At 73.8% G+C, this 20,783-nt stretch carries 22 protein-coding genes; 6 read left to right on the top strand and 16 right to left on the bottom strand.

Translation table 11 applies throughout. The features are described from left to right. Positions 1–21: 21 nt before the first annotated feature. From ACGFX4_RS22335 to ACGFX4_RS22325, 3 genes are all read right to left on the bottom strand, one after another. Positions 22–1,641, bottom strand: coding sequence for a cation acetate symporter (locus ACGFX4_RS22335; RefSeq protein ID WP_393077098.1), 1,620 nt, complete (start codon positions 1,639–1,641; stop codon positions 22–24). Next, positions 1,638–1,994, bottom strand: a complete 357-nt coding sequence (locus ACGFX4_RS22330; RefSeq protein WP_393077096.1) for a DUF485 domain-containing protein — start codon at positions 1,992–1,994, stop codon at positions 1,638–1,640. The genes ACGFX4_RS22335 and ACGFX4_RS22330 overlap by 4 nt, the downstream gene beginning before the upstream one ends. A 191-nt stretch (positions 1,995–2,185) precedes the next feature. Next, positions 2,186–3,229, bottom strand: a complete 1,044-nt coding sequence (locus tag ACGFX4_RS22325) for a zinc-dependent alcohol dehydrogenase family protein (protein ID WP_393077094.1) — start codon at positions 3,227–3,229, stop codon at positions 2,186–2,188. 182 nt (positions 3,230–3,411) lie between these two features. Between ACGFX4_RS22325 and ACGFX4_RS22320 the strand changes: the two genes are divergently transcribed. Beyond that, positions 3,412–4,392: a DEDDh family exonuclease gene (locus ACGFX4_RS22320; RefSeq protein ID WP_393077092.1), complete on the top strand. Its 981-nt coding sequence runs from the start codon at positions 3,412–3,414 to the stop codon at positions 4,390–4,392. A gap of 31 nt (positions 4,393–4,423) precedes the next feature. Then, positions 4,424–5,215: an SURF1 family protein gene (locus ACGFX4_RS22315; protein ID WP_393077089.1), complete on the top strand. Its 792-nt coding sequence runs from the start codon at positions 4,424–4,426 to the stop codon at positions 5,213–5,215. Positions 5,216–5,250: 35 nt separating this feature from the next. Here ACGFX4_RS22315 and ACGFX4_RS22310 read toward each other — a convergent pair whose 3' ends face one another. Next, the gene (locus ACGFX4_RS22310) at positions 5,251–7,518 is read right to left on the bottom strand and encodes a SpoIIE family protein phosphatase (protein WP_393077087.1); all 2,268 of its coding nucleotides are present in this window, start codon (positions 7,516–7,518) and stop codon (positions 5,251–5,253) included. 200 nt (positions 7,519–7,718) lie between these two features. Between ACGFX4_RS22310 and ACGFX4_RS22305 the strand changes: the two genes are divergently transcribed. Further along, complete coding sequence (locus ACGFX4_RS22305) at positions 7,719–8,267, top strand: hypothetical protein (protein WP_393077084.1); 549 nt, start codon at positions 7,719–7,721, stop codon at positions 8,265–8,267. Between the two features lie 52 nt (positions 8,268–8,319). Here the strand turns inward: ACGFX4_RS22305 and ACGFX4_RS22300 are convergent, their stop codons facing one another. Continuing rightward, positions 8,320–8,868: a hypothetical protein gene (locus tag ACGFX4_RS22300; RefSeq protein ID WP_393077082.1), complete on the bottom strand. Its 549-nt coding sequence runs from the start codon at positions 8,866–8,868 to the stop codon at positions 8,320–8,322. A gap of 141 nt (positions 8,869–9,009) precedes the next feature. Between ACGFX4_RS22300 and ACGFX4_RS22295 the strand changes: the two genes are divergently transcribed. Continuing rightward, on the top strand, positions 9,010–9,771 hold the full coding sequence (locus ACGFX4_RS22295) for an SDR family oxidoreductase (RefSeq protein WP_393077079.1): 762 nt from the start codon (positions 9,010–9,012) through the stop codon (positions 9,769–9,771). Positions 9,772–9,808: 37 nt separating this feature from the next. Here ACGFX4_RS22295 and ACGFX4_RS22290 read toward each other — a convergent pair whose 3' ends face one another. The 9 genes from ACGFX4_RS22290 to ACGFX4_RS22250 all read right to left on the bottom strand — a co-directional run bounded on the left by ACGFX4_RS22290 (position 9,809) and on the right by ACGFX4_RS22250 (position 16,630). Then, positions 9,809–10,441, bottom strand: coding sequence for an alkaline shock response membrane anchor protein AmaP (locus ACGFX4_RS22290; RefSeq protein ID WP_393077076.1), 633 nt, complete (start codon positions 10,439–10,441; stop codon positions 9,809–9,811). Beyond that, a complete protein-coding gene (locus ACGFX4_RS22285) occupies positions 10,438–10,947 on the bottom strand; it encodes a DUF6286 domain-containing protein (protein WP_393077073.1) in 510 nt (169 codons plus the stop codon). Before ACGFX4_RS22285 ends, ACGFX4_RS22290 begins: the two co-directional genes overlap by 4 nt. Positions 10,948–11,303: 356 nt before the next feature. Next, complete coding sequence (locus ACGFX4_RS22280) at positions 11,304–11,642, bottom strand: hypothetical protein (protein WP_393077071.1); 339 nt, start codon at positions 11,640–11,642, stop codon at positions 11,304–11,306. After that, complete coding sequence (locus tag ACGFX4_RS22275; protein WP_393077069.1) at positions 11,642–11,833, bottom strand: hypothetical protein; 192 nt, start codon at positions 11,831–11,833, stop codon at positions 11,642–11,644. Before ACGFX4_RS22275 ends, ACGFX4_RS22280 begins: the two co-directional genes overlap by 1 nt. Positions 11,834–11,843: 10 nt before the next feature. Continuing rightward, positions 11,844–12,329 carry an Asp23/Gls24 family envelope stress response protein gene (locus tag ACGFX4_RS22270; protein ID WP_393077066.1) on the bottom strand — a complete coding sequence of 162 codons (486 nt, stop codon included), beginning with the start codon at positions 12,327–12,329 and terminating at the stop codon, positions 11,844–11,846. 158 nt (positions 12,330–12,487) lie between these two features. After that, on the bottom strand, positions 12,488–13,294 hold the full coding sequence (locus ACGFX4_RS22265; RefSeq protein ID WP_393077064.1) for an enoyl-CoA hydratase/isomerase family protein: 807 nt from the start codon (positions 13,292–13,294) through the stop codon (positions 12,488–12,490). Between the two features lie 161 nt (positions 13,295–13,455). Further along, a complete protein-coding gene (locus tag ACGFX4_RS22260; RefSeq protein WP_030461122.1) occupies positions 13,456–13,689 on the bottom strand; it encodes a helix-turn-helix domain-containing protein in 234 nt (77 codons plus the stop codon). A gap of 319 nt (positions 13,690–14,008) precedes the next feature. After that, positions 14,009–15,607 carry a ribosomal protection-like ABC-F family protein gene (gene abc-f / locus ACGFX4_RS22255; RefSeq protein WP_393077062.1) on the bottom strand — a complete coding sequence of 533 codons (1,599 nt, stop codon included), beginning with the start codon at positions 15,605–15,607 and terminating at the stop codon, positions 14,009–14,011. Between the two features lie 111 nt (positions 15,608–15,718). Continuing rightward, entirely contained in the window at positions 15,719–16,630 is a 912-nt protein-coding gene (locus tag ACGFX4_RS22250; protein WP_393077060.1) for a hypothetical protein, read from the bottom strand. A gap of 186 nt (positions 16,631–16,816) precedes the next feature. Between ACGFX4_RS22250 and ACGFX4_RS22245 the strand changes: the two genes are divergently transcribed. Next, entirely contained in the window at positions 16,817–17,704 is an 888-nt protein-coding gene (locus ACGFX4_RS22245) for a neutral zinc metallopeptidase (protein WP_393077057.1), read from the top strand. 139 nt (positions 17,705–17,843) lie between these two features. Further along, a complete protein-coding gene (locus ACGFX4_RS22240) occupies positions 17,844–18,926 on the top strand; it encodes a glycoside hydrolase family 26 protein (RefSeq protein WP_393077056.1) in 1,083 nt (360 codons plus the stop codon). Here the strand turns inward: ACGFX4_RS22240 and ACGFX4_RS22235 are convergent. Together ACGFX4_RS22235 and ACGFX4_RS22230 are read right to left on the bottom strand one after the other, a co-directional pair. Further along, positions 18,903–20,072: a GNAT family N-acetyltransferase gene (locus tag ACGFX4_RS22235; RefSeq protein ID WP_393077053.1), complete on the bottom strand. Its 1,170-nt coding sequence runs from the start codon at positions 20,070–20,072 to the stop codon at positions 18,903–18,905. The genes ACGFX4_RS22240 and ACGFX4_RS22235 overlap by 24 nt on opposite strands. Then, entirely contained in the window at positions 20,069–20,746 is a 678-nt protein-coding gene (locus ACGFX4_RS22230; protein ID WP_393077051.1) for a Wzz/FepE/Etk N-terminal domain-containing protein, read from the bottom strand. Before ACGFX4_RS22230 ends, ACGFX4_RS22235 begins: the two co-directional genes overlap by 4 nt. Positions 20,747–20,783: the final 37 nt, after the last annotated feature.

Here is a 20,783-nt window from a genome sequence, read left to right as displayed (position 1 = left end):
CAGCCCCCGCGCTCCGTCCGTTCAGTGGGCGCCCAGCCCGGTCAGCGAGCGGACCTCCAGTTCAGCGTACTTCGCCGGGTCGGCCTTCTCCTTGGACAGCAGGGTGCCGATCCAGCCCGCCAGGAAGCCGACCGGGATGGAGACCAGGCCGGGGTTCTCCAGCGGGAACCAGTGGAAGTCGCTGTGCGGGAAGAGCGAGGTGGCCTTGCCGGAGACCACCGTGGAGAAGAACACCAGGGCGACCGAGGTGATCAGGCCGGCGTAGACCGAGCTGACCGCGCCGGTGGTGTTGAAGCGCTTCCAGAACAGCGAGTACAGCAGGGTCGGCAGGTTGGCCGAGGCGGCGACCGCGAAGGCCAGCGCGACCAGGGCGGCGGCGTTCAGCTTGTCGGCGAAGAGCGACAGCACGATGGCGATCGCGCCGATCCCGACTGCGGCCAGCTTGGCGCTGGCCACCTCCTCCTTCTCGGTGGCCTTGCCGCGCCGGATCACGTTGGCGTAGAGGTCGTGGGCGAAGGAGGCGGAGGACGCCAGGGTGAGTCCGGCGACCACGGCGAGGATGGTGGCGAAGGCGACCGCGGAGATCACCGCGAGCAGCACGGCGCCGCCGGTCGAGCCCGCGCCGCCGCCGAGCTGCTCGGCGAGCAGCGGGGCCGCGGTGTTGCCGGCCGCGTTGGACGCCTTGATGGTCTTCGGGCCGACCAGGGCGGCGGCGCCGAAGCCGAGCGCCAGGGTCATCAGGTAGAAGCCGCCGATGATGCCGATCGCCCAGAGCACCGACTTCCGGGCCGCCTTGGCGGTGGGCACGGTGTAGAAGCGGACCAGGATGTGCGGCAGGCCGGCGGTGCCGAGCACCAGGGCGACGGCGAGGCTGATGAAGTCCAGCTTGGTGGTGCCGGTGAGGCCGTACTTGAGGCCGGGTTCGAGGAACGCGGAGCCCTTGCCGCTGGCGCTGGCGGCGGCGCCGAGCAGGCTGGAGATGTTGAAGTTGTACTTGGCCAGCACCAGGACGGTCATCAGCGCGGTGCCGGCGATCAGCAGCACCGCCTTGACGATCTGCACCCAGGTGGTGCCCTTCATCCCGCCGATGGCCACGTAGATCACCATCAGCGCGCCGACCGCGACGATGGTCCAGCGCTTGGCGCCCTCGCCGCTGACACCCAGCAGCAGGGCGACCAGCGAGCCGGCGCCGACCATCTGGGCCAGCAGGTAGAAGATCGACACCACGATGGTGGAGACGCCGGCGGCGGTGCGGACCGGGCGCTGGCGCATCCGGAAGGCCAGCACGTCGGCCATGGTGTAGCGGCCGGAGTTGCGCAGCGGCTCGGCGATCAGCAGCAGCGCGACCAGCCAGGCGACCAGGAAGCCGATCGAGTACAGGAAGCCGTCGTAGCCGAACAGCGCGATGGCGCCGGCGATGCCGAGGAAGGACGCGGCGGACATGTAGTCGCCGGAGATCGCCAGGCCGTTCTGGAAGCCGGTGAAGCCGCGGCCGCCGGCGTAGAAGTCGGCGGCGTCCTTGGTCTGCCGGCCGGCCCAGATGGTGATGCCGAGGGTGGCGAGCACGAACACGCCGAACAGCGTGAGGGTCAGCCCGCGGTGGTCGCTCGCCGAGGTGGCGAGCAGCGTGGTGGCGGTCATTCGGCGGCCTCCCGGGGGCTGACGACGGTCTCGCCGGAGAAGCGCTCGCGAATGTCGGCGGCCGGCGGGTCGAGCCGGCGGTCCGCGAAGCGCGCGTACCAGGCGGCGATGGCGAAGGTGGAGGCGAACTGCAGCAGGCCGAGCACCAGCGCCACGTTGACGTGCCCGAAGACCTTGGTCGCCATGAAGCCGGGCGCGTAGCTGGAGAGCAGCACGTACAGCAGGTACCAGAGCAGGAACCCTGCGGTGACCGGGAAGGCGAAGCCCCGGAAGGAGCTGCGCAGCTGCTGGAACTCGGTTGTCTCCTCGATGCGTTGGATCGGTACGGAGTCGGTCTCGGGCGGGCTGTCCACGCGGTGTCTCCTGACGTCTTCGGTGCTACGGGTGGAACGAGCGGACGTGAGGGGCGTCACAGTCAGTTGCGGCTGCATGCTAGATCCACAGAGCCGCCGCCGAAAGGCTCCGCGCACGATCGGGCCGAAAATCCGTCAGAACATGCCAACGGGCGGCACCGCCGAAGCGGTACCGCCCGGTTGACCGGTCGTCAGAAGGTGATCCGCACCTTCAGCGCGGAGCGGTTGTCCATCGCCCGGTAGCCCTCGGGCACCCCGTCGAGCGCGACGGTGCGGTCGAACACCAGGCCGGGGTCGATGGCGCCGGAGAGCACGTCCGGCAGCAGCTCCGGGATGTACGCGCGGGCCGGGGCGACGCCGCCGCGCAGCTGGACGTTGCGGCCGAACATCTGGCCGATGTCCACGCCGGCGCTGCCGCCGTGCGGGACGCCGACGTAGCCGACCGCGCCGCCGTCGCGGGTGATCGAGATCGCGGTGCGCATCGATTCCTCGGTGCCGACCGCCTCCAGCACGGCGTGCGCGCCCTGACCGCCGGTCAGCTCCTTGACCTTCTCGATCGCCTCCTCGCCGCGCTCGGCGACCACGTCGGTGGCGCCGAACTTGCGGGCGATGTCGGTGCGGACCGCGTGCCGGCCGAGCGCGATGATCCGGCCGGCGCCGAGCCGGTGCGCGGCGAGCACGCCGCACAGGCCGACCGCGCCGTCGCCGACCACGGCGACGGTGGCACCGGGGGTCACGCCGGCCGAGACGGCGGCGTGGTGCCCGGTGGCCATCACGTCGGAGAGCGCCAGCAGGCCGGGCAGCAGCTTCTCGTCGCCCTGCGCGTCCTTGGGCAGCTGCACCAGCGTGCCGTCCGCGAACGGCACCCGGACCGCCTCGCCCTGGCCGCCGTCGGAGCCGACCTGGCCCCAGAAGCCGCCGTGCGGGCAGGAGGTCTGCAGGCCCTCGCGGCAGAAGTCGCAGGTGCCGTCCGACCAGACGAAGGGCGCCACCACGAAGTCGCCGGCCTTGAAGCCGCGCACCTCGGAGCCGACCTGCTCGACCACCCCGAGGAACTCGTGCCCGATCCGCTGGCCCGCCTCGCGGGAGGCCACACCCCGGTACGCCCACAGGTCGCTGCCGCAGATGCAGGCGTTGACCACCCGCACCACCGCGTCGGTCGGGTACTGGATCCGCGGGTCGGGCACCTCCTCGATCCTGATGTCCTGGGGGCCGTGGATCACGGTGGCGCGCATGGTGACGTCCTCTGTGTGGTTCGGTGCCGTCGGGGTGGTGACGGGCGTTCGAATGGGGCCGACTTCACGTCGCCCAGGTGTACGACCACTCCACTGCCCACTCTATTCCGGGGTGTGGCGCACGCCACCGCGGCGGGATTCGGGGCAGGTGCTGTCGTTGATCGCCCTTAGAGTGGTTGGCCATGCACCCGTTCCAGTCCACGCCGTTCCCGGCGCAGCGCCCCGCCGACGACGGCCCGGACGGTCAGGGCTTCGCCGTGGTCGACGTCGAGACCACCGGTCTCGGCCGGTCGGACCGCGTCATCTCGGCCGGCGTCTACCAGCTGGACGCCGACGGCGAGGTCACCGACCACTGGTACACCCTGGTCAACCCGGAGCGGGACCCGGGCCCGGTCTGGATCCACGGTCTGACCAGCGAGGCCCTGGAGGGCGCGCCCACCTTCCCCGAGGTCGCCGACCAGCTGGCCGAGCGGCTGCGCGGCCGGGTGATGGTCGCCCACAACGCGCTCTTCGACTGGAACATGATCTCCCGCGAGTTCTCCCGGGCCGGCCTGCGCGCCCCGGTCGAGCAGCGGCTGTGCACCATGGTGCTGGCCCGCGACCTCGGGCTGCCGCTGCCCAACGGCAAGCTCTCCTCGCTCGCCGCGTACTTCGGTGTCCACCAGCGGCAGGCGCACAACGCGCTGGACGACGCCCGGGTGCTGGCCGAGATCTTCCGCCCGAGCCTGCACCTGGCCCGCGACGGCGGCATCCCGCTGCCGCTGACCACCTGCGTGGCCGTCACCGACCTCGGCGAGGAGCCGTCGGCGGCCCCGGCGCGCGGCGGCTCCTGGTCGTCCTCGTACCGGCCCAGCCGCAAGCGGCCCGCCTGCCCGTTCCCGAACCCCGGGCGCTGGCGGGACGGCAACCCGCTGATGCAGGGCATGCGGGTGGCGATCACCGGCGACACCGCGACCGACCGGGAGCTGCTGGAGGACCGGGCGATCGAGGCCGGGCTGCACATCGCGGGTTCGGTGTCCCGGCTGACCAGCCTGCTGGTCACCAACGAGCCGGGCAGCTGGAGCGGCAAGGCACGCAAGGCCCGCGAGTACGGCACGCCGGTGGTAGGCGAGGACGCCTTCCTGCAGCTGCTGCGCGAGGTCGCGCCCCACCCCGGTGCGTAGATCGCCTGTAAGGGCGGCTAGCGTGCCGGGTGTGTACCGATTTCTGCTGTCCGCGCGCTGGGCGGTCATCGCGCTCGTCGCGCTGCTGCTGATCCCGACCATGGTCCGGCTGGGCTTCTGGCAGTACCACCGGCACGAGTCCCGGGTGGCGCGCAACGAGCTGATCGGCCGGAACCTGGGCAGCGCGCCGGTCGCCTTCGACACCCTCTCCACCCCCGGCTGGTCCGTGCCGACCGGGCAGACCTGGCGGACGGTGACGGCGACCGGCACCTACGACACCGGGCACGAGTTCGTGGTCCGCGGGCGCACCGAGCCGGGCGGCAGCTCGATCGGCTACTTCGTGGTCACCCCGCTGCGGCTGGCCGACGGCAAGGGGTCGGTGCTGGTCAACCGCGGCTGGGTGGAGTCGGCGGCGGACGCCGCCAGCTACCCGTCGGTGCCCGCGCCGCCGGGCGGCGAGGTGACCGTCACCGGGCGCCTGCGGGCGGACGAGACCACCGCCAACAGCGGGATCCGCGACCGCGGCGGCCTGCCGGAGCGGCAGTTCAAGCTGATCAACACCGCGCAGCAGGCCGACGCGAGCGGCGCGACGGTCCTCGGCGGCTACCTGGAGCTGGCCGGTTCGGGCGGCACCCCCGTGCCGCTCGGCGAGCCCAACCACTCCGACATCGGCCCGCACATGGCGTACGCGATCCAGTGGTGGCTGTTCGCCGCGCTGGTCCCGGTCGGCCTGGTGGTGATGGCCCGCCGCGAGGCCCGCGGCGACGCCCCGCAGGGGCAGTCGGCCCCGGGGCAGGGGCAGCAGCAGCCCGCGGTGGCCTGAGGCCCGTCCGACCGGCCTTCGCGGCTCCTGCTCGGCTACTGCTCGGCCCAGATGGTCTTGCCGGTGCGGGTGTAGCGGCTGCCCCAGCGGTTGGTGAGCTGGGCGACCAGGTAGAGGCCGCGGCCGCCCTCGTCGGTCAGCCGGGCCCGGCGCATCCGCGGCTGGGTGGCGCTGGGGTCGGAGACCTCGCAGGTCAGCGTCCCCGCCAGGATCAGGCGGACCTCGACCGGGCCGCCCGCGTAGCGGATGGCGTTGGTGACCAGCTCGCTCAGCACCAGCTCGGTGGTGAACACCAGCTCGTCCAGCCCCCACTCCCCCAGCGTCCGGCTGGCCGCCTCGCGGACGCCCGAGACCGCCGCCGGGTCGGCCTCGATGGTCCAGCTGGCCACCGCCTCCGGGGGCACCTCGCGGACCCGGGCGAGCAGCAGGGTGACGTCGTCCGCCAGCCGCTCGGTGGGCAGCCCGGCGACGACGGCGCGCCCGGCGGCCCGCAGGCCGGCGGTGAAGTCCGTCCCGGCCAGCCGTTCCAGCAGTCCGGCCATCCCCTCGTCCAGGTCCGCGCCGGCCCCCTCGATCAGCCCGTCGGTGTAGAGCGCCAGTACGCTCCCGGACGGGACGTCGACCTCCACCGCCTCGAACGGCAGCCCGCCGACGCCGAGCGGCGGACCGGGGCTGATCCGCAGGTACTCCGCCCGCCCGTCGGGGTGGACCAGCGCGGGCGGCGGGTGGCCGGCGCTGGCCGCCGCGCACCGCCCGGTCACCGGGTCGTACACCGCGTAGACGCAGGTCGCCCCGACCACCGGGTCGGAGCTGCGGTCGCCGTCGCCGTCGTCGATCTCGCCGTCGTCCACCACCAGCTGGGAGACCAGGTCGTCGAGGTGGACCAGCAGCTCGTCCGGCTCCAGGTCGAGGTCGGCGAGGGTGCGGACGGCGGTGCGCAGCCGGCCCATGGTGGCGCTGGCCTGCAGGCCGTGGCCGACCACGTCGCCGGCCACCAGGGCCACCCTGGCCGAGGAGAGCGGGATGACGTCGAACCAGTCGCCGCCGACGCCGCTGGCGGTGTCGGTGGGCAGGTAGACGCTGGCGGTGGTGGCGGCCGCGGTGTCGGTCTCGGCGGGCGGCAGCAGGCTGCGCTGCAGGCCCACCGCGGCGCGGTGCTCGCGGGTGTAGCGGCGGGCGTTGTCGAGGGCGAGCGCGGTGCGTCCGGCGATCTGCCGGAGCACGTCGAGGTCGGCCGGCTCGTACGGGCCGGCCACGGGGTCGCGGTGCAGGGTCACCCGGCCGAGCAGGATGCCGCGGGCACGCAGCGGAGCGGTCATCGACGGCGGGTCCTCGCCGGTGCCGGCCGGCAGCTCGGCGTCCACCACCACGTCGGCGGCGGTCGGGGGCGCCTGCCCGGCGGCCGCGGTGCGCCGCAGGGTGAGCAGGCCGTCCTCGCCGGGCACCGGCTCCTCGCCGGTGAAGACCGCCTCGGCGATGTCCACCGCCGCGTGGTCGCCGAGCGCGGGGACCAGGACGGCGGCCAGGTCCTGGGCGGTGCCGTCGACCGAGAGGGTGCCGCCGACGGCGGCGGTGGCGCGGTGCAGCAGGCCGAGCCGCTCGCGCGACCGGTACACCTCGGTGACGTCGCTGAACAGGGCGGTCACGCCGATCACCCGTCCGCTGACGTCGGTCAGCCGGAAGGCCTCGATGGCCATCACCACGCCGCCGCGCGGGTCGTCCAGGGTGCGCACCAGCACCTCGGCCCGGACCGCGGGCCGGCCGGTCCGGAGCACCTCGCGCAGCAGTTCCTCCAGCGCGGCGGCGTCGGGGGCCTGGATGAACTCGTCGAGCCGGTGTCCGCGCAGGTCGGGGGGCAGGCCGGTGTACGGCAGCAGGTGGGTGTTGGTGCGGACCAGGCGCAGGTGCTGGTCGAAGACGGCCAGGCCGATCCGGTCCTGGAGGAAGAGCTCGCGGGTGAAGGCGTGGTCCTGGCGCCACTGGGCGACCCGTTCGGCGGGGGCGCCGAGGACGAGGTGGCGGGGGCCGTCGGCGTCGGCCATCAGCGGCAGGACGCGGTAGGAGACGGCGAGCGGGTAGCCGCCGCCGGTGCGCAGCAGGGTGTCGCCGGTCCAGCCGTCGGGGGTGCGCTGCGGCTTGTGGCCGGGCTCGGCGAGCAGGGCCCGGACGGGCCGTCCGGTGACCTGCTCGGCGGGCAGGCCGAGCAGGCGTTCGGCGGCCGGGGTCCAGCCCACCACCCGCCCGGCGCCGTCGACCAGGGCGGCGGCCATGTTGTCGATGTACGGCAACCGCCGGTTCTCCATGCTGTGCACCTCGAAGGGGGGTCCGCTCCCCCCATCTTCGGCCGCATCGGGGCCGCGCGCCTTCCGTCGGGTGCCCCATGAGCACCCTGTTTCGCCCGGACCACCCTAATAGTCCCTTTTCAGATGATCTGCCCGACGGTCCAATGTCGGAGGGACCGCCCCGCCACCGGCCGGGCCCCGCCGACCGAACGGAGACCCTCATGACCGACCCCGCGGCCCCCGTCCGCGTGACCGTGCACCTGACCGGATCCGACGGACCACAGGACGCGCCGCTCACCCACGGCTTCCTGGTCGACGCCCGGGCCGTCCTGGTGCCGGACCCGCCCGAGACCGCCGCCGACCCCTTCCAGCGCTACACCGTCCGGATCGGCCGGGACGGCGAGGACGGGGCCGAGCGCCTGCCGGTGACGGGCCTGCGACTGGCCGCGCTCAGCCGGGACGCCATCCGCACCTCCGCCGCGATCCTGACCCTCGCCGAGGACAGCCGGTACCGCGACTCCGTCGCGAGGACCACCATCGCCGCGCTCACCGAGAGCCTGCTGCACCACCACGGCGACCTGTGGGCCGCGTACGCCGCCCTCGGCTACCCGATCGCCCACCCGCCCGGCCACGCCACCATGGTCGGCGCCGCCGAGGACCACTGGTGGCTGGATTCCGCCGTGGAGGAGGCAGGGCAGTTCGCCGAGCTGATCTGCTGCCCGGCGACCTCCTGCTGCGGCGACAGGCCCCCGCGGCCCGGCGAGGCGTAGGCACCGCCGCGGCCACCGCCACCGGGGGCGCGCCGCCGTCGGCGCCGCGGCCTCAGTGGCGGGTGTTGTAGAAGCCGATCAGGACCGAGCCCCACCAGCCGAGCTGGGAGAGACCGGCCGACCCCGCCGCACGGGCCATCAGGTGCGCCGGGGGCCGGAGCGTGCCGTACGACTCCAGGCGCGGGTGCAGGGCGGTGGCGTGCACCCCGTTCAGCGCGATCAGCAGGACCAGCACCAGCTTGAGCCGGGTCAGGTTGGAGTCCAGGTTCGGCTCCAGCAGGATGCCGCTGAAGGTCAGGCCGGCCAGGCCCGCCCAGACCGGCACGTGCAGCGGCGCGGTCAGGTCGAGGACGTTGCGCAGGGTGCGCTTGCCGAGCAGCCAGAGCAGCCCGACGTAGTCGATCGCCAGCACCGCGCCGAACCCGACCACCAGCGCGGCCAGGTGCACGAAGAGCGCCACCGTGTGCAGCGCCGGATCGGCGTGCAGGTGCCCGGCCGCCCAGGCGCAGCCCGCCCACAGCCCACTCAGCCCGAGCGAGACCGCGACGCACCGGGCGGCGGTGCCCGCCAGCGGGGCGGCAAGGGGTTCGGAAAGGGCCATGGTGGTGCTCCGGAAGGTGAGAGGGCGCTGAAAGCAAGGTTAGGTTTCCCTAAGTCTTCGGCGGCGTCAACTGCGGGCCCCGACCGTGCCGCGCAGTGAGACGCACTCCACTCCACGCCTCCGACCAGGCAGGATGTCCCCATGGACCTCGGACTTCAGCAGAAGGTGTACGTACTGACCGGCGCCACCAGGGGGCTCGGCTTCGCCACCGCCCGGCAGCTGGTCGCCGACGGCGCCCGCGTGGTGCTCGGCGGCCGCTCCCGGGAGAACCTGGACGCCGCCGTCGAGCAGCTCGGCGGCACCGACCACGCCCGCGGCGTGGTCGCCGACAACAGCGACCCGGACGCCGCCGACCGGCTGCTCGCCGCCGCGAAGGAGCACTTCGGCCGCCTCGACGGCGTGCTGATCAGCGTCGGCGGCCCGCCCGCCGGCCCCGTCCTGCGCACCGAGGACGACACCTGGCGCGGCGCCTTCGAGAGCGTCTTCCTCGGCGCCCTGCGGATCGCCCGCACCGCCGCCGCCGAGCTCGGCGAGGGCGGCGTGATCGGCTTCGTGCTCTCCGGCTCCGTCCGCGAACCGATCTCCGGCCTCGGCGTCTCCAACGGCCTGCGGCCCGGCCTCGCGATGGCCGCCAAGTCGCTCGCCGACGAGCTCGGCCCGCGCGGCATCCGCGTCGTCGGCCTGCTGCCCGCCCGGATCGACACCGACCGGGTCCGCGAGCTCGACGCGCTCAGCGGCGACGCCGCGGCCGCCCGGGCCCGCGCCAGCGCCGCCATCCCGCTCGGCCGCTACGGCACCCCCGAGGAGTTCGGCAAGGTCGGCGCCTTCCTGCTCTCCCCCGCCGCCTCCTACCTCACCGGCGTGATGGTCCCGGTCGACGGCGGCGCCCTGCGCGGGCTCTGACCCCGCGCCACATGACGACAGGTCCGCTGACGTCGGGTCAGTGGACCCGGACGTGGTGGTCCCGGCCGGCGGACGTCCGCCGGCCGGTCACCCGCAGCCGGAACTCCGACGGCAGCGCGGCCAGCCCCAGACTGGTCCGGGCCCCCTCCAGCGGACCGGTGTAGTAGCGCGCCAGCAGATCCGCCGCACCGCCACCCGACTCCATCCGGACCGCCGCCCGCAGGTACGGCCGGTGCGGCCGACCCGCCACCCGCACCCGCACCCGCGCCACGTCCGGCAGCGCCACCGTCGCCCGTTCCACCGCGTCCTCGATCGCTCGGCTGCGCACGTGCAACGCGAAATGCCCGCGCGGACCCGCCGGCGACGGCAGGTCGATCCCCGCCGGGCCACTGCGCCGCGCCTGCGCGAACAACCACCACAGGCAGCCCGCCACCACCACCGCCGGCACCGCGATCGCCACCGGCCACCACCACGACTCGTCCGTCCACCGGGTCCGCGACGCCTCGCTCAGCACCGGCTGGTCCGGCGACGTCCACGGCCACCAGTCCGGCACCGTCACCCCCAGCCGCCCGTACACGTCCAGCCCGCCCAGCAGCACCAGGACACCCAGCGCCAGCAGGACCAGGCCCGCGACGGCGAGAACGGTGCGATTGACCGCGGTACGGCTCACGGGGTGGGCTCCTGTTCCAGGCCACGCCGGTGGCCGTGGTGCGGATGGAACGGCCGGGTCCGGACGTCCAGGCGGTGCGGCGCCGCGAGCGGGATCCGGGACAGCTCCACGCGGAGCTCCCGCTCCACCGCCGCAGGGTCGTGGGCGCCCGTCACCGTCACCTTCGTGCCGCGCCGCGACACCTTCACCCGCGCGTCGTGGACGTCCGGCAGCTCCGCGGCGCGCTCCGCGACCAACGCCGCGACACCCGCCCGGTGGATCGCAGACCCCGGCCGCGACAACGCCAGCCAGCGCCGCAGCCCCGGCGCGAACGCCAGCCACAGCAGCACCGCCCCCACCGCCACCGCGCCTCCCGCCGCACCCAGCACCCACGGGTCGTCCAGATGACGGGTGGCCAGCTCCTGCGAGAGGTTCTCCCGCCACGGCCGCGCCCGGTGCCCGGTCCGCACCGCGACGACGTCGTACAACAGCGTCCCTGCCATCACCAGCACCACGGTCACCACCACCCCCGCCGCAACCCCCCGCCCCGCCCGCAACCGCACCCGCCGCCCCCCGGAGCCGGAACCGGGCTGCTCCGCACCCTCGCCGGCCCCGCCGGAGCCGGAAGTCGAGCCACCCGAGGTCGAGCCGGCGTCTGCGCCCGGATCACCGGCCCCGCCGCCCGGCCCGCCGGAGGCGGAGGGCGTCAGCCGCTTCGCGGCGGGGGCGTCGGTTGGGTGCGGTTGCTCGGCTCGGCCGTCCGTGTCGCCGGAGGCGGGATCCGGCGGGCCGGGGGCGGGCTGCTCCGCAGCGGGGGCGGAGGCGCCCGCGGCGGGGGGCGGGGGGCCCGGGGTCGGGTGGTCGGGGTCGTCGGGGGTGTTGGTCATCGGCGGGGTCCGGCGGGGTGGAGGCGGTCGATGGTGACGTTGAGGTCGGAGACCGGGGTGCCGGTGAGGGCGGTGACTTCGGTGGTGACGGCGTTGCGGGCGGTGGTGGCGAGGGCGGCGATGTCGGCGGGGAAGGGCAGTTCCAGGTGGAGGGTGAGGCGGACCGCGTTGCGGGTGACGAGGACGGTGACCTTCGGGAGGGGCCCGCGTCGGCCGTGCGGTGCCCACGCCGGGGCGAGTGCCTCCTGCGCGGCCCGCGCCGCGATCGCCGTGTACACCCGGTCCGCGATCCGTACCCGTCCGCGGCTGCCGGCGGCCACCACCGCTCCGCTCATCAGCGCCGCCGGTCCCGGCCGCGGAGCAGGTCGCCGATGTCGCCGAGTTCGATGTCGCCCTCGAGCACGCGGCCGGCCACGAAGCCGACCGCGCCGAGCGCCGCGACCAGCAGGAACGCCGCGAAGCCGCCGAAGTATCCGGCGAAGCCGAGGGCCATGCCGGCGATCAGGCCGACCAGGGCCAGATTCATGGGGCCTTCCTCACTGGACGCGGGTACGCCGTCCGGAGGAGGGCTCCTGCTCCTCTTCCTCCTCCGGCTCGTTGGGCAGGTGGACGTCGTTGACGGCGATGTTGACCTCGACGACCTCGAGTCCGGTCATCCGCTCGACCGCTTCGACGATGTTCTCCCGCACCTCGGTGGCGAGCCGCGGGATGACCACCCCGTACTCGACGACCAGGGCGATGTCGATGGCGGTCTGCCTCTCGCCGACCTCGGCCTTGATGCCGCGGCCGACGCCGGACTTGCCGCCGGGGACGCGGTCCCGCATGGCGCCGAAGGTCCGGGAGAAGCCGGAGCCGAGGGCGTGGATGCCGGAGACCTCGCGGGCGGCCATGCCGGCGATCTTCTCGACCACGCCGACGGCGAGCGCGGTGCGTCCGCGGTCGGCCGCATCGGGGCCGGGGCCGGTGTCGGGGGCGTGGGTGAGGGTCTTCTGGAGGTCGGCGGGGGTCGGGGTCTGCGTCATCGCGGGGCTCCCTGGGGGTGTGCTGTCCAGCTATATCGCAAATCAGCCCAACTCTGGCATTCCGCCACGGCCCCCGCGAGGGGAGTTGCTGCGGACACCCGGGGACGCCGAAGGGCGCGCGGGATCGGATCCCGCGCGCCCTTCGGACCGGACGGTGGCTACTCGGCGATGCCGGCGAGCTCGCGCAGCCGGCGGGCCTGGGCGGCGCGCTCGGCGGCGCGCTGGGTGTCGTAGTCGCGGCCGCCGGCGCCCTGGAGCAGGGCCTTGGTCTCGATGACCGCGCCGCGCGGGGCGGCGAGCAGGGCGGCGGCGAGGTCGCGGGCGGCGCCGTCGAGCTCGGCGGCGGGGACGGCGGTGTTGGCCAGGCCGATCGCCACGGCCTCCTCGGCGCCGACCCGGCGGCCGGTCGCGCAGATCTCCAAGGCGCGGGCGTAGCCGACGAGTTCGGTGAGCGGCTTGGTGCCGGCCAGGTCGGGGACGAGGCCGAGCGAGGTCTCCTTCATGGCGAACTGGACGTCGTCGGCGACCACCCGCAGGTCGCAGCCGAGGGCGAGCTGGAAGCCGGCACCGACGGCGTGGCCCTGGACGGCGGCAATGGTGACCACGTCGGCGCGGCGCCACCAGGTGAAGGCCTCCTGGTAGCCGGCGATGGCCTCGTCGAGCTCCTGGTCGGGCGAGGCGGCGAGTTCGAGGAAGGTGCGCTCGCCGGCGATGCCCCCGGGGGTGAACATGGCCCGGTCGAGGCCGGCGGAGAAGGAGAGGCCTTCGGCGCGGAGCAGCGCCACGCGGACGGTGCCGGGCAGGCTGCGGCCGACGGCGGCGAGCGCGCGCCACATCGCGGGGGTCTGCGCGTTGCGCCGTTCGGGGTGACAGAGCGTGACCGTGGCGAGCTCGCCGTCCAGCTCGAGGCGGACGCCGGCCTCTTCCCACTGCTTCTGCTCGGCGTCGGTGACGGGCGCGGTCATGGGTGGTACCTCCAGCGGGGAGCAACAGGGCTACTGGAGAGTAACAAAACCCTCCACCCAGGCACAGCCCCCCGGAAAACGACGATCGGCGGCCCGGGTGACCCGGCCGCCGACTCGTCTGGAGCTTCGGAACGACTGTGAGGAGTTGAGCTGACGGACCGTCAAGATCCGGCGGCAGCAGTGGCCTTGCCCTTGCCGCGGGTGGCACCGCCGCGACCGCGGAGATTCACCCCGGACTCGCTGAGCATGCGGTGCACGAAACCGTAGGATCGGCCCGTCTCCTCCGCCAGCGCGCGGATGCTCGCCCCGGAGTCGTACTTCTTCTTGAGGTCAGCCGCGAGCTTCTCACGCGCGGCACCTGTCACCCGGCTGCCCTTTTTCAGAGTCTCAGCCACCCGTGCCTCCTCGTAGAGGTGATCGGTCAGAATCCCATGATCACCCATTGCCAGGCTCATGGCCACCCATTCGACAAGGTCTGTCCCGGGAAAGCGCAGTCCGCCGGTGGTGCTCGCTCCGCACAAGGGCGCTCACCCTGGGTGCACGCGCCCCCTCGCGCTTCCGGGCTCCGGGGCGAATTCGCTGATCAGCCGGGGCCTTCGGCGCCGAACGAGCGAAGGGCCCCGGACAAACGGAATCCGGGACCCTTGCATTCCCGACATCGCCGGGGTAGGAGATTTTCTGCGCCGAAAAGCTGATTCGGCGTCTACTCGGGCTTCACGCCAGGGAGACCAGGTCGTGGTAGGCGGGGCTCCACAGGTCCTCGACGCCGTCGGGCAGCAGGATGATCCGCTCCGGCTGGAGCGCGTCGACCGCGCCCTCGTCGTGGGTCACCAGCACCACCGCGCCGGTGAAGGAGCGCAGCGCGCCGAGGATCTCCTCGCGGCTGGCCGGGTCCAGGTTGTTGGTCGGCTCGTCGAGCAGCAGCACGTTGGCGCTGGAGACCACCAGGGTGGCCAGGGCCAGACGGGTCTTCTCGCCGCCGGAGAGCACGCCGGCCGGCTTGTCCACGTCGTCGCCGGAGAAGAGGAAGGAGCCGAGGATCTTCCGGATCTGCACCAGGTCGGTGTCGGGCGCGGCGGAGCGCATGTTCTCCAGCACCGTGCGGTCCGGGTCGAGGGTCTCGTGCTCCTGCGCGTAGTACCCGATCTTCAGGCCGTGGCCGGGGATCACCTCGCCGGTGTCCGGCTTCTCGACGCCGGCGAGCATCCGCAGCAGGGTGGTCTTGCCCGCGCCGTTCAGGCCGAGCACGACCACCTTGGAGCCGCGGTCGATCGCCAGGTCGACGTCGGTGAAGATCTCCAGCGAGCCGTAGGACTTCGACAGGCCGGCGGCGGTCATCGGGGTCTTGCCGCAGGGCGCCGGGTCCGGGAAGCGCAGCTTGGCGACCTTGTCGGAGACGCGCGCCTGCTCCAGCCCGGACAGCAGCTTCTCGGCGCGGCGGGCCATGTTCTGCGCCGCGACCGTCTTGGTGGCCTTGGCGCGCATCTTGTCGGCCTGCGCGTTGAGGGTGGCGGCCTTCTTCTCGGCGTTGGCGCGCTCGCGCTTGCGGCGCTTCTCGTCGTCCTCGCGCTGCTGCTGGTACTGCTTCCAGCCCATGTTGTAGATGTCGATCTGGGCGCGGTTGGCGTCCAGGTAGAAGACCTTGTTGACGACGGTCTCGACCAGGTCGACGTCGTGCGAGATGACGATGAAGCCGCCCTTGTAGGTCTTCAGGAAGTCCCGGAGCCAGACGATGGAGTCGGCGTCCAGGTGGTTGGTCGGCTCGTCGAGCAGCAGGATGTCGGCGTCCGAGAAGAGGATCCGGGCGAGCTCGACGCGGCGGCGCTGACCACCGGAGAGGGTGTGCAGCGGCTGGTTGAGGATCCGGTCCGGCAGGCCCAGGGCGGCGGCGATGGTGGCCGCCTCGGCCTCGGCCGCGTAGCCGCCCTTGGTGAGGAACTCGGTCTCCAGGTTGGCGTACTTCTTCATCGCCCGCTCGCGGGTGGCGCCCTGGCCGTTGGCCATCCGGTCCTCGTTCTCGCGCATCTTGCGGAGCACGGTGTCGAGGCCGCGGGCGGAGAGGATGCGGTCCTTGGCGAGGACGTCGAGGTCGCCGGTGCGGGGGTCCTGCGGCAGGTAGCCGACCTCACCGGAGGTGGTCACGGTGCCGCCGGCCGGGAGGCCCTCGCCGGCCAGCACCTTGGTGAGCGTCGTCTTGCCGGCGCCGTTGCGGCCGACCAGCCCGATCCGGTCGCCGGGGGCGATCCGGAAGGAGGCGGACTCGATCAGGACGCGGGCACCGGCGCGCAGCTCCAGGGCGTTCGCGGAAATCATGGCTGAGGTCACTCCTAGCGGTGGACATGGCACACAGCCATCCGGACCAGTCTACGTGACCGCGGCAAAACGATTTTCGGAGCGCCCGCCCCGGGATTCCCGCCGCTGCTCCTACTTCTTGGCGCAGGCCGCCGAGAGCGCGGCGAAGGGCTGCGGGGCGGCGCCGCAGGTGGTCTCCGGGACGCCTTGGTCGGTGTCGAAGACGTGGCTGCCGAGGATCGGGCCGTCGTCGACGGTCACCCGGTGGTTGTCGATCCGGCGCAGCTGCACGTCCGGGCCGGCGCTGAGCTGCCAGCCGTGGCCGCTGAGCCGGAAGACGCTGATCCCGCCGGGCAGCTGGTGGACGCCGTTGACGGTGGTGGCGCAGGTGCGGGGCACCAGCATCGCGTTGTCGGTGTGCACCGCGCGCAGCGGGTCGTACACGCAGCCGGCGGCCGGGCGGGAGTTGAACCGCAGGTCGCCGTCGCGCTCGCGGAAGCCCATGGTGAGGGTCGGGGTGACCACCGCCACCCAGGGCTCCTCCTCGGTGGCGGGCTGCAGGGCGGCGGCGGCCCGCTTGCCCGCGGTGTCCCGCTTCTCCGCCTCGGTGCGGTCGGCGGCGCCGGGCTCGCCCTCGGCGTGCAGCCAGTCGGCCAGGCCGGGGACGGAGCGGTGCCAGCGCACCGAGTGGTCGGCCGGGTGGACCGAGGTGACCATGCCGTCGTCCCAGACCACCACGGCGTTCTCGCCGACCATGGCGAGGTGCAGCGCGGTGGCGCCCTCGCGGCGGTAGGACCACAGGTGCTGGCCGCCGTCCCGGGCGTAGGCCTCCAGGCCGGGGCCGACCTTCAGGTCGAGGCCGCCGGTGCCCGAGGACTGCGCGCCCACCGGGCTGGCGTCCGCGCCGTCCGCACCGACCACCTTGTCGCCGAACGGCTCGGGCCGGTTGGCGTGCGCGGCGGCGCCCGCCCCGAGGACGAGCAGCACGGCCAGCGCGGGGAGTGCGGATCGGGGGGAGAGGCTTCGCAGCGGGTTGGAGGGCACGGGCGTACGGTACCGCCCGATCGGGTGCCGGGGCAGCTTGACGCGACACCCCCGCCACCTGCCCGGGCGCTTATCCGGAGCTGACGGCGCCCGCGTTCACCTGCGGTGGTCGGCGGGCGGGGGGCCGCTGCCGCGGCTAGGGTGCGACTGCCGCCGCTGGACGGACTGTTACAGAGGTGATACAGGATGCAATTCGACGACGACGCGCGGCTGGACACCTCCCAGGTGGAGGACCGGCGCGGCCTTCCGGGCGGCCGGGCGGCGGTGGGCGGCGGACTGGTCGGCATCCTCGCGGTGCTGGTGGCGGTGGTCTTCGGGGTGGACCCGGCGCTGTTCGGGGTGTCCGACGACCCGGTGGCACCGCCGGTCGGACAGGCCACCAGCTCGGCCCAGCTGCAGTCCGCGTGCCGGACCGGGGCGGACGCCGACCGGCGGCAGGACTGCCGGATCCTGGCCACCGTCAACAGCCTGCAGAACTTCTGGAAGAGCGAGTTCGCCCGCCGTCAGGGCCAGTACGCGCCCGCCGCCACCGTGCTGTTCACCGACCGGGTGGCGACCGCCTGCGGGACGGCCAGTTCGGCGGTCGGCCCCTTCTACTGTCCGTCCGACCGCAAGGCCTACTTCGACCTCGGCTTCTTCGACCTGATGACGACCCGGCTGGGCGCCCGCGGCGGGCCGTTCGCCGAGGCGTACGTGGTGGCCCACGAGTACGGGCACCACGTACAGAACCTGACCGGCACCATGGCGAAGGTCGGCGGCGACCGGCAGGGCGCGGACAGCGCCTCGGTCGAGCTGGAGCTGCAGGCGGACTGCTACGCGGGTGTCTGGACGCACCACGCCACCACCACCCCGCAGGCCTCCACCGGACGGCCGCTGATCACGGACCTGACGGACCAGGACATCGCGCAGGCGCTGGACGCGGCGCAGGCGGTCGGCGACGACCGGATCCAGCAGCGCGCCACCGGGCGGACCAACCCGGAGACCTGGACGCACGGCTCCTCGGCGCAGCGGAAGCAGTGGTTCACCACCGGCTACCGGACCGGTGACATGGCGCAGTGCAACACCTTCGACTGAGCCGCGCGCGACGGACTGTCCGTTCGACAGTACGACCTGCCACTTTTGGGTGATATGTGGCTTTTTTGACGGCTTGTGGGCTTACTGTCGGCACAGTTCGACCCCCACTCCGTCCTCCTGATCCCCCATCGGAGAGCCCATGCGTTTCGGCCGCCTGACCCTGGCCGCCGCCGCACTGCTGCTGATCACCACGGCGAGCGTTCCCTCCGGCACCCCGTTGAGCCAGACCGAGCGCCACGACGCGGTGCTCTCCTCGGACGCCATCCAGCCGCGCGGCGCGGCGCCCCGGCCGGTGGTGCAGCGGGCCAAGCACGAGGTGCCGTTCGGCGCCTTCGTCGGCTCCTGGGACAACTACATCCCCAACATCGCCCGGATGGCCACCTGGCTGGGCAACGCCAACATGCAGGTCGGCCACACCTACCTGGCCGGCAACGGATGGCAGGACATCGAGGGCGAGAACGTGGTGCTGGGCCTGTGGTCGCAGTGGCGGCAGGGCGACCCCTCGCGCAAGCTCGTGCTCGGCGTGCCGATGCTGGTACCCAACGAGGGCAACGTGCCGGACGCCGAGGTCGCCCGGCTGCTGGCCCGCGGCAACAAGGGCGAGTTCGACCAGCACTTCCTGAAGCTGGCCCGCAAACTGGTCGCGCTCGGCGGCGGGGACACCGTGGTCACCCTCGGCTGGGAGATGAACGGCGTCACCTACACCTCCCGCTGCAAGCCCGACCCGACCGCCTGGAAGGCGTACTGGCGGCGGATCGTCGGCGTGATGCGCTCGGTGCCCGGCCAGCACTTCCAGTTCGACTTCGCCCCCAACCGGGGCCTGGACGCCATCCCGTGGACGCGCTGCTACCCGGGCGACGACGTGGTCGACATCATCGGCATGGACAGCTACGACCAGCCGGCCGGCGGCACCTTCGACGAGTACGTCTCCGAGCCCTACGGGCTGCAGGACCAGGTCGAGTTCGCCGCCAAGCGCGGCAAGCCGGTGTCGTACCCGGAGTGGGGGCTGTTCCGCAACGGCGACAACCCGGAGTTCGTCCGGCGGATGGTGGAGTGGATGCGCACCCACGACACCGCCTACCAGACGCTCACCGACTACTGTCCGCACGGCTTCTGGCAGTGCGACCGGAACCCCCGCTCCGGCTCGGTCTTCAAGCAGCTGATGTCCGGCTCGCCCGGCGCCGCGGCCGGCACCGGCTCAGCCCAGGCGGCGGGCCGCTAGCGCCTCCTTCACCCGGGGCAGCCGGGTGCGCAGCAGGTGCACCGCCGCACCGCGCAGCCGCACCCGGGCCGCCCGGGCCGCGGCGAACGGCGCCAGCCGGCCCGGGCCGAGCACCAGCCGCTGGTTGGACAGCTGGTCCGGGCGCCAGCGCTGCTTGTACGGCTCCTGGCCGCGCAGCAGCGACAGCACCGGGACACCGGCGTCCCGGACCTCGTCCAGCGCGACACCGAACAGCAGGCCCGCGATGTCCAGCCGCTCGCGCAGCCGCGGGTGCGCGCCGTACATGTACAGGCCGCCGAAGGACGGGCAGAGCACCAGCAGGTTGACCGCGACCAGCTCGCCGTCCAGCCAGTAGCGGTGCATCGCCGCCCGGCGGGTGGCCACCAGCGCGGTGGTCGACTCGGTGAGGTGCGCGGCGAAGCGCGGCGCGCGGTGCTCGGGGGTGACACCGCGGTCCTGCCACTGCTCGAAGTGCAGCCGCAGCAGCCCGCGGACCGCCTCCGCGACCTCCTCCGGCGCGGTCGCCCGGACCTCCACCCCGGACTCCGCGATCTTGCGCTGTTTGACCCGGCTGCGCTGCGCGGTCTTGCCCGGCAGCCGCTTCAGCAGCTCCTCCATCGGGACGGCCGGCAGGTACTGGCAGAGCGAGTCGGCGAACCGGTGCCGACGGCCCGACCACGCCGCGAACACCTTCTGCACCGCCGCCTCCGGGTGGACCTCGCGCAGCTCCAAGCTGTGCCAGGGGCGGCGCAGCGGCAGCGCGGCGGCCAGCTCGGCGGCCGCCCGGTCGGCACAGCCCTCGTCCAGCAGCACGTCGGTGAAGTCGACCAGGCCGGCCCCCAGATTGGTCAGGCCGCCGAACGGGCCGCGGCGGCGCAGCGCGGCCGCGCCGACCAGCCGCCCGTCCCGGCGGACCAGCACCACGACCAGCGCGCCGGGGGTGCCGTAGTGCCGCCACCAGGAGCACAGCCAGCCGGCGGCCTGGAAGGGCGTGGCCGTCCGGCAGCGGCCGAACAGGTCGTCCCACTCCTCGGCGACCCGGTCCAGGGCGTCGTCGGTGCGCAGCACCTCGGAGGTCCAGGAGCCGCCCTGCGGGGCGGGCACCCGGACCGCGGCCCGCTCGCCCGCGCGGACGCCGGCCCTCACCGGGCGCTCCGGGCGGGCTGCTCCTCCGGCTGCTTCGCGGCGGTGTCCGCGCGCGGGCGGGGCGGGGCGGCCGGCTCGACGGCGTCGGCGGCCTCGGCGGCCTCGGCGGCGGGCTCGTCGCGGCGGCGGCGGGTGAGCATCACCAGGGTGCCGAGCAGCACCCCGGCGGCGCCGCCGACCGCGACGTCCAACTGGGCGGACGGCGTGGCCGGCCGGTCCGGCTCGGCGGCCTGGGCCAGCGGGACCAGTCGGACCCCGGTCTCCTTGCTGCTGGCGTTGCCGAAGGCGATCAGCGACTTGGCGACCGCGTCGGCGGTCTTCACCGCCTCCGCCGGGCGGGCGCCGGTGCCGGTGATCTCGATCATCGGGGCGTCCGGCGAGGTGGTGCCCCGGACCAGGCCGGACAGCGTGGCCACGCTGTGCCCGGACTCGGCGGCGGCCGCCGCCAGCACCTGCGGCTGGCCTGCCAGCCGGCCGTACGCCTGCGCGAAGTTGGTCGCGGTGGCGGCCTCGCCCTGGTTCTGCGGGACCACGATGACGTAGGCGTTGGCGGCGTACGAGGGGTGCGAGACCAGCGCGTAGCCGGCCCCGGCCGCCGCACCGAGCGGGACGGCGACGGCCAGCGGCCACCAGCGGCGGACGAGCGCGCGGACGTTCCGGCGCGGCTTGGACATGGGGGACTCCGAAAGGTCGGGAACGGACGGTGGTTCA

It is taken from the genome of Kitasatospora sp. NPDC048365 (assembly GCF_043200835.1).
Lineage (GTDB): Bacteria > Actinomycetota > Actinomycetes > Streptomycetales > Streptomycetaceae > Kitasatospora > Kitasatospora terrestris.
This window is presented reverse-complemented; position numbering and strand designations above follow the sequence as displayed.

Coding starts and splice junctions, on each gene's coding strand:
- abc-f (WP_393077062.1), bottom strand. CDS start 15,607: ATGATTTCCGCGAACGCCCTGGAGCTGCGCGCCGGTGCCCGCGTCCTG.
- ACGFX4_RS22280 (WP_393077071.1), bottom strand. CDS start 11,642: ATGAGCGGAGCGGTGGTGGCCGCCGGCAGCCGCGGACGGGTACGGATC.
- ACGFX4_RS22320 (WP_393077092.1), top strand. CDS start 3,412: ATGCACCCGTTCCAGTCCACGCCGTTCCCGGCGCAGCGCCCCGCCGAC.
- ACGFX4_RS22240 (WP_393077056.1), top strand. CDS start 17,844: ATGCGTTTCGGCCGCCTGACCCTGGCCGCCGCCGCACTGCTGCTGATC.
- ACGFX4_RS22245 (WP_393077057.1), top strand. CDS start 16,817: ATGCAATTCGACGACGACGCGCGGCTGGACACCTCCCAGGTGGAGGAC.
- ACGFX4_RS22270 (WP_393077066.1), bottom strand. CDS start 12,329: ATGACGCAGACCCCGACCCCCGCCGACCTCCAGAAGACCCTCACCCAC.
- ACGFX4_RS22300 (WP_393077082.1), bottom strand. CDS start 8,868: ATGGCCCTTTCCGAACCCCTTGCCGCCCCGCTGGCGGGCACCGCCGCC.
- ACGFX4_RS22325 (WP_393077094.1), bottom strand. CDS start 3,229: ATGCGCGCCACCGTGATCCACGGCCCCCAGGACATCAGGATCGAGGAG.
- ACGFX4_RS22335 (WP_393077098.1), bottom strand. CDS start 1,641: ATGACCGCCACCACGCTGCTCGCCACCTCGGCGAGCGACCACCGCGGG.
- ACGFX4_RS22265 (WP_393077064.1), bottom strand. CDS start 13,294: ATGACCGCGCCCGTCACCGACGCCGAGCAGAAGCAGTGGGAAGAGGCC.
- ACGFX4_RS22275 (WP_393077069.1), bottom strand. CDS start 11,833: ATGAATCTGGCCCTGGTCGGCCTGATCGCCGGCATGGCCCTCGGCTTC.
- ACGFX4_RS22295 (WP_393077079.1), top strand. CDS start 9,010: ATGGACCTCGGACTTCAGCAGAAGGTGTACGTACTGACCGGCGCCACC.
- ACGFX4_RS22310 (WP_393077087.1), bottom strand. CDS start 7,518: ATGGAGAACCGGCGGTTGCCGTACATCGACAACATGGCCGCCGCCCTG.
- ACGFX4_RS22230 (WP_393077051.1), bottom strand. CDS start 20,746: ATGTCCAAGCCGCGCCGGAACGTCCGCGCGCTCGTCCGCCGCTGGTGG.
- ACGFX4_RS22305 (WP_393077084.1), top strand. CDS start 7,719: ATGACCGACCCCGCGGCCCCCGTCCGCGTGACCGTGCACCTGACCGGA.